Below are 15,173 nucleotides of genomic sequence, written 5' to 3' on the forward strand. Positions count from 1 at the left end.
ATGCGCGTAGATCAACCATATGGATCTCGGCGGCGGGGTGCTCGCTGGCCGGGGAAGCGACGTCAACGCGGTTCCATCGTGGTCATGGCAGCGCTCTGGGTCACGGTCGCGATCGTCGTGCTCGGGGTCATCGACATCGCGAATCTGTATCTGCAGAAGCGGGATCTGCAGCGGGTCGCGGACCTGGCCGCGTTGGCGGCGGTGCAGCCGATGTCGAGCGATCCGACTGGTTGCCTGAGCGATGCGAAGAACAATGTAACCACGAGCGCGAACATCAACGACAAGGGTTATACGGTTACGCTGATCAGCGCCACGGCAACGGCAAATCCTACGGCGGGAAGGGACCAGATTGCCGTCAGTTGCGGGAGGTGGGATCCGTCGACCGCCTATGTGACGCCGGCGTCGGCCGCGGCGAATGCGGCGCAGGTGACGGCGTACCGGCAGGTGAGCTACTTCTTCCTTGGGCTGCTGAACAAGTTGAGCGGGCGGCAGGTCGTTGTTTCCGCAACGGCTACCGCACGCGCGGCGGCAATCGACACGTTCAGCGTGGGGTCGACGCTCGCGAGCCTGAATTCCTCGTCGTCCGCGATTCTTGACCCGCTGCTCACCGGATTGCTGGGCGCGTCGGCCAACGTCAATGTCGGTCTGGCGAGTTACCAGGCGTTGGCCGGGGCAAACGTTACGCTGGGTCAGTTGGCGAACGTCGCGACACAGCTCGGCACCGCGGGGATGTCGAGTCCAGCCAGCGTCGGGAAGTTGCTCGGTCTCAATCTGACCGTAGCGGATATCCTGAACCTCACCGCCACCGCGGTCGGCAGCAATACCACGGTGGGCACGGTACTCACCGCGCTGAAGAACAGTGTTGGCGCCAACGTCAATGCCAACAAGATCTCTTTGGGAAGTCTCCTTCAATACTCGGGCAGCAATGCGGAAGCGGCCGCGAACGCAAGCATCAATGTGCTTCAACTGCTGCTGACGACGGCGGAGGTCGGGGCATACAACAGCGCGCTGACGGTGTCGGTCGGCCAAGGCAACTGCCCCGGCAGTCCGTTTTGCCCGCTCATTTCAGCGGTGTCGTCGCTGGTTCGAGTCAATAGCCTGCAATTGCAGGTGCTGGCACCGCCGTCGATCGGAATTGGCGAGGCCGGACAAGTAAACGGCATCTGGCGCACGCAGGCGTCGCAAGCGGAGATCGGACTCTACGTCGATGTGCAGGCGCTGTCGGATCCGCCTCCACTGGGAATTCCCGGCGTATTGACGCTTCAGCTGACGGGACCGCACTTGCCGCTCTATATCGTCCTGGGCGGCCCAGGGCGCGCTTGGCTGGCCAATACGAGTTGCCAATCGACCCCTGCATCGAGCACCGCGACGTTCGGTGCGTTGCCGGGTGTAGCGATGATTTGCGCCGGACAAACAACTGGCGGCAAGCTGAACCTCAATTCACCGAGCTGTGCGTCCACCTCCGGCACGATTCCCGTTGCCAAGTTGTCGGGCGGGGGACTACTCGGCAATTTTTCGCTTCTGCAAGTCGTCCTGTCGGTATCGAATCCCGTCGCGTACGTTGGGAGTAGCGCCAGCACGCCCATCTACAGCGGGCCGCCATTGCCCTCGACCCCTGGCGCGCTGAACGCCAGCCTGTCATTGAGCGGGACGGGGATCGTCTATCAGAACAGTTCGCAATACTCGTTCTGCAATACCAAGCCGAGCAACGGCGCTTGTACGTCGTCCGCGTGGTCTCCCGGGCCCAACTGGACCACGTCGTCGACGGCGACCAACACACTCAACGTACAACTGACCAATCTGTTGAATCTACCGTCGCTTCAGCTGAATGTCTTGGGGCTGGATCTATCGATCCTGACCGTGATCCTTCAGCCGCTGACGGGGCAGCTCATTCCGTTGCTGCTCGGCCTAGTCAATCCGTTGCTCAATACGCTGGTGACACCACTGCTGACGGCATTAGGATTGCAGATCGGACAGCTGACCGTGATTCAACACGGCTTGACTTGCAACGCCCCGCAAATCGTTCATTGAAAGCATCAACGATGAGAACCCCCTCCGCAATCGCAGAACTCGACCTGTACGTCTGGGAAGGCAAGGCGGACATTGTCGACCGCGTTGCCCGCTGCATGGCGAGCTTCGACGTCGAAGTGATCCGCGCCGACAATGCGGAAATCTCGCCGGAGCGCGCCGCCTTGCGGCCATCGCTCGCGATCATCAGCGTGACGATGATCGAGACCGGCGCGGCGTTCCTGCGCGACTGGCAGGCCAACATCGGCATGCCGGTCGTCTGGGTCGGCGCGGCGCGCGACCACGACGCGTCGCAGTATCCGCCCGACTATTCGCACATCCTGCCGCTCGACTTCACGTGCGCCGAGCTGCGCGGGATGATCGGCAAGCTCGTCACGCAGCTGCGCGCGCATGCGGCCGATACGCTGCGGCCGTCCGAACTCGTCGCGCACTCGGAGTCGATGCAGGCGCTGCTGCACGAGGTCGATATGTTCGCCGACTGCGACACCAACGTGCTGCTGCACGGCGAAACCGGCGTCGGCAAGGAACGCATCGCGCAATTACTCCACGAAAAGCATTCGCGCTACCGCGACGGCGAATTCGTGCCGGTCAACTGCGGTGCGATTCCGGACGGCCTGTTCGAATCGCTGTTCTTCGGGCACGCAAAAGGCTCGTTTACCGGCGCGGTTGTTGCGCATAAAGGCTATTTCGAGCAGGCGGCGGGCGGCACGCTGTTCCTCGACGAAGTCGGCGATCTGCCGTTGTATCAGCAGGTCAAGCTGTTGCGCGTGCTCGAGGACGGCGCCGTGCTGCGGGTCGGCGCGACGACGCCGATCAAGGTCGATTTCCGTCTCGTCGCGGCCAGCAACAAGAAGCTGCCGCAGCTCGTGAAGGAAGGCCTGTTCCGCGCGGATCTTTATTACCGGCTCGCGGTGATCGAACTGAGCATTCCGTCGCTGGAAGAGCGGGGCGCGGTCGACAAGATCGCGCTGTTCAAGTCGTTCGTCGCGGAGGTGGTGGGCGACGAACGGCTCGCGCAACTGTCCGACCTGCCTTACTGGCTCGCGGATGCGGTCGCGGACAGCTATTTCCCCGGCAATGTGCGCGAACTGCGCAACCTTGCGGAGCGCGTCGGCGTGACGGTGCGGCAAACGGGCGGCTGGGACGCCGCGCGACTGCAGCGGCTGGTCGCGCATGCGCGCAATGCGGCGCAGCCGGTGCCGGCGGAGAGCGTGGCGGAGGTCTTCGTCGACCGCAGCAAGTGGGACATGAACGAGCGCAGCCGCGTGATCGCGGCCCTCGACGCAAACGGCTGGCGACGGCAGGATACGGCGCAGCAGCTCGGCATCAGCCGGAAGGTGCTGTGGGAAAAGATGCGCAAATATCAGATCTTCGACGAAGAGCCCGAGACCCGCGAAAGCGAATAATTAATGCGATAAAATCGCGCTGAATTACAACGACACGGGCAGGGAATCAAAATTCATGAGCCATATGACGGGGTTGGGGCGGGCGTGGGTGTTGCTCGCGATGATGGGAGGCATGCAGGGCGCGTTCGCGCAGGGATTGGCGGGCAATGCATCGCCCGCGGTACAGCAGGCGTCGGCACCGGTGGCGGCGATTCCGGTGATTGATCAGCAGGTTCAAACCTCGATACAGCCGCAGGCAGGCGAGACGACGGGGCAGAGCACGGTTGACGAGCTGCAGCGCCAGATCCAGGCGCATTCGCTGACGGAAATGCGCACCAGCTATAACGGCAGCTACGGCGCGAGCCAGCTGTTCAGCGTGAAGGACGGTTCCTATTTCGTCGCGTTGTTCCAGCAGAAGGCGTTCTGGCGCGTGATCAAGACTTACGACGAATCGCGCGCGGAAGCGATCTATCGCGATTTCTCGCGTCAGGCGGAACGGCTGTCCGTCAACGAGCTGCGTGCGGCGAAGCTGGAGTCGCAGAAGGTGCAGACGGATCGGCAGATCGAAGTCGCGCAGGAGCGGGCGCGGCGTCTGCAGGCCGATATCTCGATCGCCCGCGAGCAGCAGGCGGCGGTCGCGGATCGCCAGAAGAGCGTCCGCAACGAAACGGCGGCGCTGCAGGCGCAACAGGCGGCGCTTCAGTCGCAACTGCGCGCGTTGCAGCAGCAGGTGCGTTCGCTGCAGCGGGAGGCCGACGCAGGTTTGCCGACGACGGCACACTGAGCGATCACGGCACGGCCGGTGCGGCGACATGCCGCGCCGATCCGCCAGAAAAAAGGGCAAGCCGCCTGGCTTGCCCTTTTGTTTTACTGGCCGTCCGGCACGATTCGCCGGCGGCGCGTGACGATCACCGGCCCGTTGCCGCCGCGTGCGTCGGACGGCGACGTGTTGCCCGAAGCGTCGCTGGCATCGCGCGGTGCGCCGTAGCTTTCGCGCGGGGCGCCATAGCCTTCGCGGGGCTCGCGCGGCGCGCCATAACCCTCGCGCGGTTCACGGGAACCGTAACCTTCACGCGGCTCGCGCGAGCCGTAGCCGCCGCCGTCGCCACGCGATTCGCGGGAGCCGCCATGCGAGCCGTACGGGCTGTGGCCGCCGCCTTCGCGGCCGCCCGGCCGACCGCCGGGCCGCGGGCCGCGGGGACCGCCGCCGCCCGGGCGCGAGCCGCCCGTGTCGAGCTGGATCGTGGAAATCGCACGCTTGTAGATGCCTTGCAGACCCACGGGGGTGCGCAGCATCACCAGGTACTGGTCGAACGACTCGATACATCCCGTCAGACGAATGCCGTTGACGAGATAGATTTCAACGCGCTTACGTTCCTTGCGCGCCGAATTGATGAAGTCGTTTTGCGGATGGGATTCTGCGGGATTGGCCATTGAGGTGCGGCAGGAGCCTGCGTCAGAGAATATGTTGTGCGTGTGTGTGGCGTGGTTGCCCACCAAGTGTTTGGCGGGATTTTACCCTGTTCGTTCCACCAGCGCGCAGTCGTGATTGTGTCGAACCGTAACCCACTATAGACGTTCCCGTGCATTTTCGCGATTCGGTCGAATGGCTAGTGCCGTTTCGTTACGTCGCGTTACGAATCTCGCAATGGCGTAGCACCTGGCGGCGCGCGGCGGGATTACATTCCACGCGCATGCCGGGCAGGCCGGCGGATCCGGGAAGGGGAACATGAACAAGAGGGGATTGGCGGTGTGGATCGGGAGTGTGGCGTTGCTCGCTTCCGGCAGTGCAATGGCGGGGCGCGTCGACCTGTCGGTGGGCATCGGCGTGCCGGTCGCACCGGTCTATGTCGAACCGGCGCCGGTCTATGTGGCGCCGCAGCCTGCGGTGGTCGCTTATCCGGGTTACGGATACGGCTACTACGGCGACGAGGACGACGACGGCTACCGGAAATGGCGCAAGCATTATTACAAGCATTGGCACAAGCATCATCACGACGACGATGATGATTGAGCGCGACCTGCGTGGCGCCGACGCCGGTGACGATCAGAACGCATAGTCCGGGTTCTTCGGGTCGAACGCGGATTCGTCGAGCGTCGCGGGCGCGATTTTCTCGATGACGATCCGTTCGAAGATCCTGCCGTCGTTGTCATAGGACTCGATGGTCCTGAAGTAGGGCGCGTGCAGGTCGAGCCCGAGGATTTCCTTTTTCGCGTAGAACTGCGGCCGGCCGGTCGGCGTCTCGTAGGTGAGCGCGACGACGCGCACGCCGCCGATCGTCTTCGCCTCCACCTGGGTCGGCCGCTGCACGCCGGCTTCCTGGTATTTCCTTCCTTCGGTCAGGTACAGGTTCGTGATGAACTCGGTGCCGAGATCCTTCACCTGGTGATTCGACTGCGCACGCGCGAGTGCGCCGTCGAGCGCCGTCCACAACGGAATCTTGCCGAGCAGGCCGCCGAGATGGCCGTACATCTCGTCCCTGCGCCGCGTCGTGTCGTAGATCGTCTCCTGTCCCGCATGCGCGCCGCTCGCCAGCCATTTCGCATAAACGCGCAACGGTTCGCGGGTCGTCTTCACGAGCATGCGGTCGGGCGTGTCGGACCATTTCCCGCTGATGCGTTCCTGGCGCACCATCGTGAACTGGTACGACGGATAGCCGTTGGGACCATTGCGGATATAGAGCGGTACGGCGAGCGGATCGAGGGCCTTGAACAGCGCCGTGAGCGTCGCGTCGTCGAGTTGCGCGAGCGCGCCGCGCTGGGCGGCCGTGCGCAGCCAGCGCGCCTGCTGCGCGACCGGCTCGCGCGTGACCTTCGCCAGCTCCGCCGGCAGTGCGGCCTCCTGTACCGCGCTCGCGGCATCGGCGGTTTCCTCGGCGTGCAGGCCGGCTTGCGCGAGCGACAGCACGCACGCGAGTGCCGCGGCGGCGTACCGCGCGCGGCGCTTCGTTCCTTCGTTCATCGACAGCGTCTCGGGGCTCATCGGATCGTTCAGCCTTGCTTTGCGGCCTTGATCCTGGCGAGTTCCTCGTCGCGCAGCGCGCGGCGCAGGATCTTGCCGACGTTGGTCTGCGGCAGCGCATCGCGGAACTCGACGAATTTCGGCATCTTGTAGCCGGTCAGGTTCTTGCGGCAGTGCGCGAGCACGTCGTCGACCGTCAGCGTCGGGTCGCGGCGCACGACGAAGACCTTGATCCGTTCGCCCTGTACTTCGTCCGGGATGCCGATCGCAGCGGCTTCGCTGATGCCCGGATGCATGACCAGCACTTCCTCGATCTCGTTCGGATACACGTTGAAACCCGACACGAGGATCATGTCCTTCTTGCGGTCGATGAGGCGGATGAAGCCGCGCTCGTCCATCACGCCGATGTCGCCGGTGCCGAGCCAGCCGTCGGCGTCGATCACCTTCGCGGTTTCGTCGGGCCGCTGCCAGTAGCCGCGCATCACCTGCGGGCCGTGCACGCACAGCTCGCCCGGCTCGCCGACGGCGGCCCAGGTGCCGTCCTCGCGGCGAAAGCGCACGAGTGTCGACGGGGCCGGCAGGCCGATCGAGCCGCTGAACCCGGCCATGTCGCTCAGGTCCACCGGATTCATCGTGACGATCGGCGAGCATTCGGTGAGCCCGTAGCCCTCGATGACCGGCCGGCCCGTGACTTGCTGAAAGCGCTCCGCGACCGCGCGCTGCATCGCCATGCCGCCCGCCATCGCGAGCTTGAGCTTCGAGAAGTCGCGCTTGCGGAATTCGTCGTTGTCGAGGAACGCGTTGTACAGCGTGTTGATCCCGGTGATCCCGGTGAACGTTTCGTTGCGGATGATCTTCATCACCATGTTCATGTCGCGCGGGTTCGCGATCAGGATGTTGCGTCCGCCGAGCCCCATGAAGATGAACGCGTTCACCGTCAGCGAATAGATGTGATAGAGCGGCAGCGGCGTGAGCACGGTCTCGACGTCGCCCGACACCTGGTCGGCGATCCACGCCTTCGCTTGCAGCAGGTTCGCGATCAGGTTGCCGTGCGTGAGCATCGCGCCTTTCGCGACGCCGGTCGTGCCGCCGGTGTACTGCAGGAACGCGAGATCGTCGCGGGTCGTCTGCACCGGCTGCGGTTTGCCGCGTGCGCCGAGTGCGAGGGCGGAGCGCAGCCGGATCGCCTGCGGGAGGTTGTAGGCCGGCACGAGCTTCTTCACGTGCTTCAGCACGAAATTGATCAGGCGTCCCTTCGCATTGAAACCGTCGGCGAGCAGGTCGCCGAGCGCGGTGACGATGATGTTCTTCACCTGCGTTTCCGGCAGCGCGTCCTGCAGCGTGCGCGCGAAGTTCTCGAACACGACGATCGTCTGTGCGCCGCTGTCCTTCAACTGGTGCGCGAGTTCGCGCGCGGTGTAGAGCGGATTGACGTTGACGACGATCGCGCCGGCCTTCAGCGTACCGAACAGTGCGACCGGGTACTGGAACGTGTTCGGCAGCATGATCGCGACGCGGTCGCCCGGTTTTACGCCGGTGCTTTGCAGATACGACGCGAACGCGTCGACTTTCTGCGCGAGCGTGCGGTAGGTCATCGATGCGCCGGCGCTTACGTAGGCGACCCGCTCGGCGAAGCGCGTCGTGCATTCGTCGAAGAACTGCACGAGCGATGCGTATTGCGTGACGTCGATCTCGTGCGGCACGCCGGGCGGATACGACGCGTACCAGATGCCGTCGCTGTTCGGCGGGAGCTGGGCCGCTGCGGTTGCTGCGGATGAGGCCATGATGTGTCTCCGGTGTCGGCGAGAGTTAGCGCTTCAGCGCTTACTCTCGCCCCATGCTTCGCGGTCGGTACGAGTTAACGCTTTAGCGCTTACTCGTACCCCATGCTTCGCGGTCGGTGAGAGTTAGCGCTTCAGCGCTTGCTCTCGCCCCATGCTTCGCGGTCGGTGAGAGTTGGCACTTCAGCGCTTACGCTCACCCCATGCTTTGCGGTCGGTGAGAGTTGGCGCTTCAGCGCTTACGCTCACCCGTGCTTCGCGGTCGGTGAGAGTTAGCACTTCAGCGCTTACTCCCGCCCCATGCTTCGCAGTCAGTGAGAGTCAGCACTCCAGCGCTTACTCGTACCCCATGCTTTTCGTCGACGAAAGCAAGCCTGCCTTGGCTCCCGCCGCATGACATTCGTTCGGCCCGGGCCGGCGCATCAACGCCGGCCCGGGCCGCCCAAATCGTGAAACGCCGCCTGCGCGGCCTGGTGCGATCAGCTCGCCGAAGGCGCCGTCGCCGTATCGGCAGCAGCCGTGCTCGACGACAGCCCGAACGCTTCGCTCGCACCCGCATCGTCGAGCACGGCCGCGAAGATCGACAACTGCGCGCTGTCGGGCATCGGCGCCTTCAGCGCGGCGACGATCAGCGAGGACAGCCGCGCGATCATCTGCACGTCGTTCATCGTGCGGCCTTGCGAGAATTCGTCGATCAGGCTTTCGGTTTCGGCACCGGCCAGCGCGCCGGACAGCGCGCCGATCGCGAAGTGCAGCCGCCAGCCGAGCTCGGTGCGCGGCAGATGCGGCAGCGCGCGCTGGAACGCATCGAAGAAGCGGCCGGCGACGCTCGCGTAGTGCGCGGTCAGGAAGTTGCGCACGAACGGCGACGGATCGGTGTACGCGCGGCCGATCAGCCGCAGGAACGCGGGGCCGCCGCGCTCGGGGTCGCGCGACGCCTTCAGCGCGGGAATGAACATCGCGCCGAGTACGTGCTCGCAGGTGATGTGCGCACCGAGCTGCGCATCGAAGCGGTCGAGGATGCCGAGGCGTTCAAGGTTGAGCTGGTCGAGCCGGCGCGACAGCATCGCGTGGATCAGCGCTTCCTTGCTGCCGAAGTGGTAGTTGACCGCGGCGAGGTTCACCGTCGCGCGCGACGTGATCTGCCGCATCGACATCGCTTCGAAGCCATGTTCGATGAACAGGTCCTCGGCCGCATCGAGAATGCGCGCCTTCGTCCCGCCGGTCTGCCGATTGCCGGATGACCGCGTCCCGGACGGTCGTCCCGCGGACGCTCGCCCCTCCTGACTGACTGCCATGTCCCGCCTCCCAATGCCGGTTGCCCGGCCGCGAACAGGTGATTTGATTGTCTGATTCAAACAGCCGTTTTTATTAAGATAAAAAAACGCGTGCGGCGCGGGCAAGCGCGGAATCTGGACAAATTCCTCTAGTTCGATGTGCGGATGCGGAAAGTATGTCGCGTGGCCCCGGCGGGACGGGGCACGCGCGATGGTGCGTCGCGGCAATGCGCGGCTTCAGCCGGCGGTGGTACGCGTATTGACCGATTGCGTCATGTCGATGCCGCGCCGTTCGCGGCTGAACAGGATCAGCACGGCGATCACGACGGCGACGATGCCGGCCACGAGCGCCAGCGCGAAACTGTAGTTGTTGCCCTGGGAGACCGCGAGCGATGCCTGCATCGTCGCGTTGCCCGACGCGAGCAGGTTGCCGAGCTGGTAGACGACGCCGGGGAAGGTCGCGCGGATCTCGTCGGGCGAGATCTCGTTCAGGTGGACGGGGATCACGCCCCACGCACCCTGGACCGAGATCTGCATCAGGAACGCGCCGGCGGCGAGCGCGAGCTGGCCGCTCGAGAAAGCCCACAGCGGCAGCACCGGCAGCGCGATCAGCGCGGCGATGAAGATCGCGCGGCGGCGGCCGATCCGCTCCGAGATCGCGCCGAACGACAGGCCGCCGACGATCGCACCGATGTTCAGCACGATCGTGATCCACGACACGGTGTGCGGATCGAAGTGATGCTGTTCGCGCAGGAAGGTCGGGTAGAGATCCTGCGTGCCGTGCGAGAAGAAGTTGAACGCGGTCATCAGCACGATCGCGTAGATCGTGAGCTTCCAGTTCTGCTGCAGCGTGGCGCCGAGGCTCGGGCGCGGGCGCTTTTCCATCTGCTTCCAGGCCGGCGATTCGGGCACGTGCGTGCGCACGTACAGCACGAGCAGCGCAGGCAGCACGCCGACCATGAACATCCCGCGCCAGCCGATGGTCTGGTAGAGCAGGCCGAACACGACGGACGCGAGCAGGTAGCCGCTCGGATAACCGGCCTGCAGCAAGCCCGACACGAAGCCGCGCGCGTGGGTCGGCACGGTTTCCATCGTCAGCGCGGAGCCGACGCCCCATTCGCCGCCCATCGCGATGCCGAACAGCGCGCGCAGCACGAGCAGCGCGGTGAGGCTCGGCGCGAAGCCCGACGCGAGCTCGAGCAGCGAATAGCATGCGATGTTGACCATCAGCGTCGGGCGGCGGCCGAAACGATCGGCGAGCCGCCCGAAGATCAGCGCGCCGATCGGGCGCATCGCGAGCGTGAGCGTAAGCGCAAACGCGACGGCGGGAATCGTCGACGCGAATTCGGCGGCGATGTCCTTCAGCACGAAGACCATCAGGAAAAAATCGAACGCGTCGAGTGTCCAGCCCAGGTAGGCGGCGATCGTGACGTTGCGTTGTTCGCGGGTCCAGCTCATGTCCGAGGTCTCCTCGTTGGCTTGTGCGCACACTCTGCCGGCGGATGCCGGCCCGGCTGGCGCGCGACGCGGGGGCATGGATCGAGTGTAGGCCGCCGCGCCGTGCGATGTGGGGCGCGATAACCGCGCATCGGGAATAATCCCTACGAAATGAACTGTTGAGAAAACGGAAATGAGCGTGTGCGTGACGAGCGACAGTCGTCTGTATCATTCCGGAAGGTTTTTTGTATCAGATACGTAATGCACGCGATGCGCATCGTCACCGAATCAGGAGCCCCGATGACCGAACCGTCCGTTGCCGCGCTGTCCGCCCTGGAGACCGCGCGGCTGTGGCTGCGCCCGCGCGTGCTGGCCGACCTCGACGCGAGCATCGCGATGGATCGCGATCCGGAGGTCACGCGCTACATCGCGGGGCCGTGGCACGACCCCGACGAACATCGCCGCTTCGTCACGCACCGGATCACGCGCGCCTATCCGCCGGGCCTCGGTTACTGGTCGATCTTCGAGAAGGCCGCGCCCGACGCGTTCATCGGCTGGATCCTGCTGATTCCCGATTATGCGGGCGGCGCGCGCGACGTCGAGATCGGCTGGCGGCTCGTGCGCGTGGCGTGGGGGCGCGGCATCGCGTGCGAGGCCGCCGCGGCCGTCGTGCGTCACGCGTTCGACACCGTGCGGCTGCCGCGCGTGATCGCCGATATCGCGGAGGCGAACTCGGGTTCGTTGAACGTCGCGCGCAAGCTCGGGATGCGGCGCGTGAGCGTTATTCACGACGGCATTCCTTACGTTCGCCATCGTCTCGAGCGCGACGACCTGCGTGCATAGCGTCGCGTGCGGGCGCGACCGGATGTCAGGGATGGTCAAGCGCACGCGCATCGAGGTCGCGACGTATTAACGGCTCGCACGATCAGGAGTATCGTTGCCGGAAATTCGCAACATGGGGTACGACCATGGCACTCGGCAACGACGTTCATCTCATTCCCGTCCGGCTCGACGCACTGCGTCCGACGCAAATGACGGTCGGCTATCGCGAAGTGAAAGCGAAGCGCAAGCACTGGAAGGCGCTCGACAAGCGCGCCCGCAAGGCGGCGATCGACTCGCACTGGTTTCCGGCCGTCCTCGGCCCGGGCGGGCTGCACTACATCACCGACCATCACCATCTCGGCCTGGCGCTGATCGAGGAAGGGGAGGCGCGCGTGAACGCGATGCTGCTGAAGGATCTGTCCTGGCTCGACGACACGATCTTCTGGCGGATGATGGAACACAACCAGTGGGTGCATCCGTTCGGCGTGGACGGCTCGCGTCGCGACTACGCACAACTGCCGAAGGCGCTGACGGGGCTCCAGGACGATCCGTATCGAAGCCTCGCGGGCGAACTGCGCACGGCCGGCGGCTACGCGAAGGATGCGACGCCGTTCAGCGAATTCCTGTGGGCCGACTACCTGCGCCAGCACGTGACGCTCGACCAGATCCGCAAGAACTTCGCGAAGGCGCTCGACATCTCGCTGCGCCGCGCACACGAGCAGGACGCGCGCTATCTGCCCGGCTGGTCGGGTGTCATCGCCGTCAAACCCTGACCCGCACCCGGTGCCTACCGCCTCATGACGACCGCCCCGATCCGTCCGGATGCCGGCTTGCAGCATCCCGAGCATTTTGCTGCACTCGATGCGGCGCCACCGCCGCCCACGCAGCGCATCGGCCTCGATGCGCTGGCTGGCCTGTCGATCGCCGGGTTGCTGATTCCCGAGGCGGTCGCGTACGCGGGTCTCGCCAACCTGCCGCCGCAGGCCGGTCTGATCGCGCTGCTGTCGGGGCTCGTCGTCTATGCGCTGGCCGGCAGCAGTCGCTTTGCGATCGTGTCGTCGACGTCGTCGTCAGCGGCCGTACTCGCCGCGACCGTGCTGGCCGAGTCGGGGATGGCGCTTGCCGCGCAGCTCGCGCTCGCGGCCGCGCTCGTCGCGATGACCGGCGTGCTGTTCATCCTGGCGGGCGTCGCGCGGCTCGGGGGCATGTCGGATTTCGTCGCGCGACCGGTCCTGCGCGGTTTCACGTTCGGCCTGGCGCTGACGATCGTCATCAAGCAGCTGCCGAAGATTCTCGCGATCTCCGTGCAGCACAGCGATGCGCCGCGCGTCGCACTCGACCTCGTCACCGGTGCACCGCGTGCAAACCTCGCGAGCGTCGCGCTCGGCGCGACCGCGCTCGCGCTGCTGTTCGTGCTCGGGCGGCGCTCGCGCGTGCCCGCGACGCTCGTCGTGATCGTGCTGTCGATCGCGGCCGGCTATGTGTTCGACTGGCAGCATTACGGGATCGCGATCGTCGGACACATCGATTTCCGGCATCTCGAATTCGGGCTGCCGCATCTCGACCGGAACGCATGGATGCAGACGGTCGAGCTCGCGTTCGCGCTGATGCTGATCCTGTATGCGGAGTCGTACGGATCGATTCGCAACTTCGCGCTGAAGCACGGCGACAGCGTGTCGGCGAACCGCGACCTGGTCGCAATCGGCTGCGCGAACCTCGTGTCGGGGCTGCTGCACGGAATGCCGGTCGGCGCGGGCTATTCGGCGACGTCCGCGAACGAGGCGGCCGGCGCGCAGTCGCGTTTCGCGGGCCTGTGGGCGGCCGGCGTGGTCGCGCTGATCGTGTGGCTGCTGCTGCCGCAACTCGCGCGCACGCCGGAGCCCGTGCTCGCGGCGATCGTGATCTTCGCGGTCAGCCACTCGCTGCATCCGTCGGTGTTCCGGCCGTATTGGGTCTGGCATCGCGACCGGCTCGTCGTGATCGCCGCGCTGCTCGCGGTGCTCGTGCTCGGCGTGCTGCACGGGCTGCTCGCGGCCATCGGCGTGAACCTGCTGCTGACGCTGCGCAAGTTGTCGGAGCCGAACGTGAGCGTACTCGGCCGGCTGCGCGACGGCCACGATTTCGTCGACGTCGCGAATCACGCCGATGCGAAGCCGATCCCCGGTGTGCTGATCGTGCGGCCCGAGGCGCAGCTGTTTTTCGCGAACGCCGATCGGATGCTCAATCGCGTGCGCGTCCTGATGAAGGCCGCGCCCGATACGCATACCGTGATGCTGAGTCTCGAGGAAACGCCGGACGTCGACGGCACGACGATCGAGTCGTTGCGCACGTTCGCCGCCGAATGCGCGGCACGCGGGCTGCAGTTCGCGATCGTGCGGCTCAAGGAGCACGCGTTGCATGCGCTGCGCCGCGCGACCGACGATACGCTGCGCGACGATGCGATGTCCGAACTGAGTGTCGACGAGAGCCTGCAACTGCTGCAGGCGCGCGGTAACGGCGGGAAGCGTGGTGCGTGACCGGGCGGCGCGCATACTTCGCCTGGTGTTTTCCCGTGCCGCCAAATTGGCGCGGCTGACCATGCCGGCGAAGGCGGTCGGCACGCCGAGCCGCGCGCCACGTTCCAGCATGAACCGTCGGCGACGCTGCGCCAATGCCGCGGGTCATCACGGATGAAGTCGGTCAGCGCTTCGCCGAATACGGCCCGGCGGGGGAACGTCGTCGTTGGGTCGAGACCATGTGCCGCGGCATGTCGCGCGGCGGTGCGGCGGTTGGGGTGAACGGACGGGCAGGGCCGGTGTCCGCACCCCGCACCGACCGGGATCGCCAGGAATCGCGGGTCGCGTCGCGCGATCAGCGCGGGCTGCTCCAGCCTTTGTAAGCTTTCACGTTGTCGCGCGTGACGAGCGTCGGCTCGATCAGGATCATCGGGTTGGCCGGCTTCTGGCCGTTCATGATCCCGTAGCCGACGTTCACGGCCTGCTGCGCCATCGCCCACGGATCCTGGCTCGACGACGCCTGCACGAGCGTGTTCGACTTCAGCGCGACTTCGATGTCGGGCGCGCCGTCGACCGACGTGATCACAATGTTCGGGCGATTCAGCTGCTTCGCCGCGAGATCGCTGCCGATCGCCTGCGGGTCGTTGATCGTGAACACGCCGTCGAGCTTCGGAAAGCGCGTCAGGTAGCCCTGCATCGTGTTCATCCCGCCCTCGCGCGAGCCCTTGCCGTCCTGGTCGCTCGACAGCAGCTTGATGCCCGGGTTCTTCGCGAGCACGGTCTTGCAGCCGTTCACGCGATCGATCACGGCCGACACCTGCGGACCGTTCTCGATGATCACGTTACCCTTGCCGTTGAGTTTCTTCGCGAGGAAGTCGCACGCGAGCTCGCCGGCCTTCACGTTGTTGGTCTGCACGGTCGCGTTCGCGCCGGCGGCCGCGACGTCCACCGCGACGACCGTGATGCCCGCCGCCTGCGCCTTCTTC

Annotated in this window: 13 protein-coding genes and 1 pseudogene; 7 read left to right on the forward strand and 7 right to left on the reverse strand. The window is 65.5% G+C overall.

Annotated features, from left to right (window positions below; translation table 11 throughout):
• The 3 genes from U4Z64_RS31230 to U4Z64_RS31240 are packed head-to-tail and all read left to right on the forward strand — an operon-like array spanning position 1 to position 4,197.
• A complete protein-coding gene (locus U4Z64_RS31230) occupies positions 1-2,031 on the forward strand; it encodes a pilus assembly protein TadG-related protein (RefSeq protein WP_321821976.1) in 2,031 nt (676 codons plus the stop codon).
• A gap of 11 nt (positions 2,032-2,042) precedes the next feature.
• On the forward strand, positions 2,043-3,434 hold the full coding sequence (locus U4Z64_RS31235; protein WP_044846007.1) for a sigma 54-interacting transcriptional regulator: 1,392 nt from the start codon (positions 2,043-2,045) through the stop codon (positions 3,432-3,434).
• Positions 3,435-3,489: 55 nt separating this feature from the next.
• The gene (locus tag U4Z64_RS31240; protein ID WP_044846006.1) at positions 3,490-4,197 is read left to right on the forward strand and encodes a DUF2968 domain-containing protein; all 708 of its coding nucleotides are present in this window, start codon (positions 3,490-3,492) and stop codon (positions 4,195-4,197) included.
• A gap of 83 nt (positions 4,198-4,280) precedes the next feature.
• On the opposite strand, the gene hfq is transcribed toward U4Z64_RS31240, so the two are convergent.
• Positions 4,281-4,847 carry an RNA chaperone Hfq gene (hfq, locus tag U4Z64_RS31245; protein WP_321821986.1) on the reverse strand — a complete coding sequence of 189 codons (567 nt, stop codon included), beginning with the start codon at positions 4,845-4,847 and terminating at the stop codon, positions 4,281-4,283.
• 295 nt (positions 4,848-5,142) lie between these two features.
• On the opposite strand from hfq, the gene U4Z64_RS31250 reads away from it, so the two are divergent.
• Positions 5,143-5,427 (forward strand): PXPV repeat protein, encoded by a 285-nt coding sequence (locus U4Z64_RS31250; protein ID WP_044846004.1) that lies wholly within the window; start codon positions 5,143-5,145, stop codon positions 5,425-5,427.
• Positions 5,428-5,460: 33 nt separating this feature from the next.
• Here U4Z64_RS31250 and U4Z64_RS31255 read toward each other — a convergent pair whose 3' ends face one another.
• The 4 genes from U4Z64_RS31255 to U4Z64_RS31270 all read right to left on the reverse strand — a co-directional run bounded on the left by U4Z64_RS31255 (position 5,461) and on the right by U4Z64_RS31270 (position 10,891).
• A complete protein-coding gene (locus tag U4Z64_RS31255; RefSeq protein ID WP_321821977.1) occupies positions 5,461-6,375 on the reverse strand; it encodes a DUF1571 domain-containing protein in 915 nt (304 codons plus the stop codon).
• A gap of 29 nt (positions 6,376-6,404) precedes the next feature.
• Positions 6,405-8,159, reverse strand: a complete 1,755-nt coding sequence (locus U4Z64_RS31260) for an AMP-binding protein (RefSeq protein WP_321821978.1) — start codon at positions 8,157-8,159, stop codon at positions 6,405-6,407.
• A gap of 476 nt (positions 8,160-8,635) precedes the next feature.
• Positions 8,636-9,454 (reverse strand): TetR/AcrR family transcriptional regulator, encoded by an 819-nt coding sequence (locus U4Z64_RS31265; RefSeq protein WP_044849270.1) that lies wholly within the window; start codon positions 9,452-9,454, stop codon positions 8,636-8,638.
• Between the two features lie 216 nt (positions 9,455-9,670).
• Positions 9,671-10,891 carry an MFS transporter gene (locus U4Z64_RS31270; RefSeq protein WP_044849269.1) on the reverse strand — a complete coding sequence of 407 codons (1,221 nt, stop codon included), beginning with the start codon at positions 10,889-10,891 and terminating at the stop codon, positions 9,671-9,673.
• Positions 10,892-11,170: 279 nt separating this feature from the next.
• Between U4Z64_RS31270 and U4Z64_RS31275 the strand changes: the two genes are divergently transcribed.
• From U4Z64_RS31275 to U4Z64_RS31285, 3 genes are all read left to right on the forward strand, one after another.
• Positions 11,171-11,713, forward strand: a complete 543-nt coding sequence (locus tag U4Z64_RS31275; protein WP_321821979.1) for a GNAT family N-acetyltransferase — start codon at positions 11,171-11,173, stop codon at positions 11,711-11,713.
• A 125-nt stretch (positions 11,714-11,838) separates the two neighbouring features.
• Positions 11,839-12,465: a ParB-like protein gene (locus U4Z64_RS31280; RefSeq protein ID WP_321821980.1), complete on the forward strand. Its 627-nt coding sequence runs from the start codon at positions 11,839-11,841 to the stop codon at positions 12,463-12,465.
• Positions 12,466-12,489: 24 nt separating this feature from the next.
• On the forward strand, positions 12,490-14,208 hold the full coding sequence (locus U4Z64_RS31285) for a SulP family inorganic anion transporter (RefSeq protein ID WP_321821981.1): 1,719 nt from the start codon (positions 12,490-12,492) through the stop codon (positions 14,206-14,208).
• Between the two features lie 6 nt (positions 14,209-14,214).
• Here U4Z64_RS31285 and U4Z64_RS31290 read toward each other — a convergent pair.
• Positions 14,215-14,375: pseudogene (locus U4Z64_RS31290) on the reverse strand (carbohydrate kinase); the annotation flags it as partial.
• A 167-nt stretch (positions 14,376-14,542) separates the two neighbouring features.
• Positions 14,543-15,173: substrate-binding domain-containing protein (locus tag U4Z64_RS31295; protein ID WP_321821982.1), on the reverse strand; the 631-nt coding region annotated here is incomplete at its 5' end.

It is taken from the genome of Burkholderia sp. BCC1996, from assembly GCF_905339955.1.
GTDB lineage: Bacteria > Pseudomonadota > Gammaproteobacteria > Burkholderiales > Burkholderiaceae > Burkholderia.

Coding starts and splice junctions, on each gene's coding strand:
- U4Z64_RS31230 (WP_321821976.1), top strand. CDS start 1: ATGCGCGTAGATCAACCATATGGATCTCGGCGGCGGGGTGCTCGCTGG.
- U4Z64_RS31235 (WP_044846007.1), top strand. CDS start 2,043: ATGAGAACCCCCTCCGCAATCGCAGAACTCGACCTGTACGTCTGGGAA.
- U4Z64_RS31240 (WP_044846006.1), top strand. CDS start 3,490: ATGAGCCATATGACGGGGTTGGGGCGGGCGTGGGTGTTGCTCGCGATG.
- hfq (WP_321821986.1), bottom strand. CDS start 4,847: ATGGCCAATCCCGCAGAATCCCATCCGCAAAACGACTTCATCAATTCG.
- U4Z64_RS31250 (WP_044846004.1), top strand. CDS start 5,143: ATGAACAAGAGGGGATTGGCGGTGTGGATCGGGAGTGTGGCGTTGCTC.
- U4Z64_RS31255 (WP_321821977.1), bottom strand. CDS start 6,375: ATGAACGAAGGAACGAAGCGCCGCGCGCGGTACGCCGCCGCGGCACTC.
- U4Z64_RS31260 (WP_321821978.1), bottom strand. CDS start 8,159: ATGGCCTCATCCGCAGCAACCGCAGCGGCCCAGCTCCCGCCGAACAGC.
- U4Z64_RS31265 (WP_044849270.1), bottom strand. CDS start 9,454: ATGGCAGTCAGTCAGGAGGGGCGAGCGTCCGCGGGACGACCGTCCGGG.
- U4Z64_RS31270 (WP_044849269.1), bottom strand. CDS start 10,891: ATGAGCTGGACCCGCGAACAACGCAACGTCACGATCGCCGCCTACCTG.
- U4Z64_RS31275 (WP_321821979.1), top strand. CDS start 11,171: ATGACCGAACCGTCCGTTGCCGCGCTGTCCGCCCTGGAGACCGCGCGG.
- U4Z64_RS31280 (WP_321821980.1), top strand. CDS start 11,839: ATGGCACTCGGCAACGACGTTCATCTCATTCCCGTCCGGCTCGACGCA.
- U4Z64_RS31285 (WP_321821981.1), top strand. CDS start 12,490: ATGACGACCGCCCCGATCCGTCCGGATGCCGGCTTGCAGCATCCCGAG.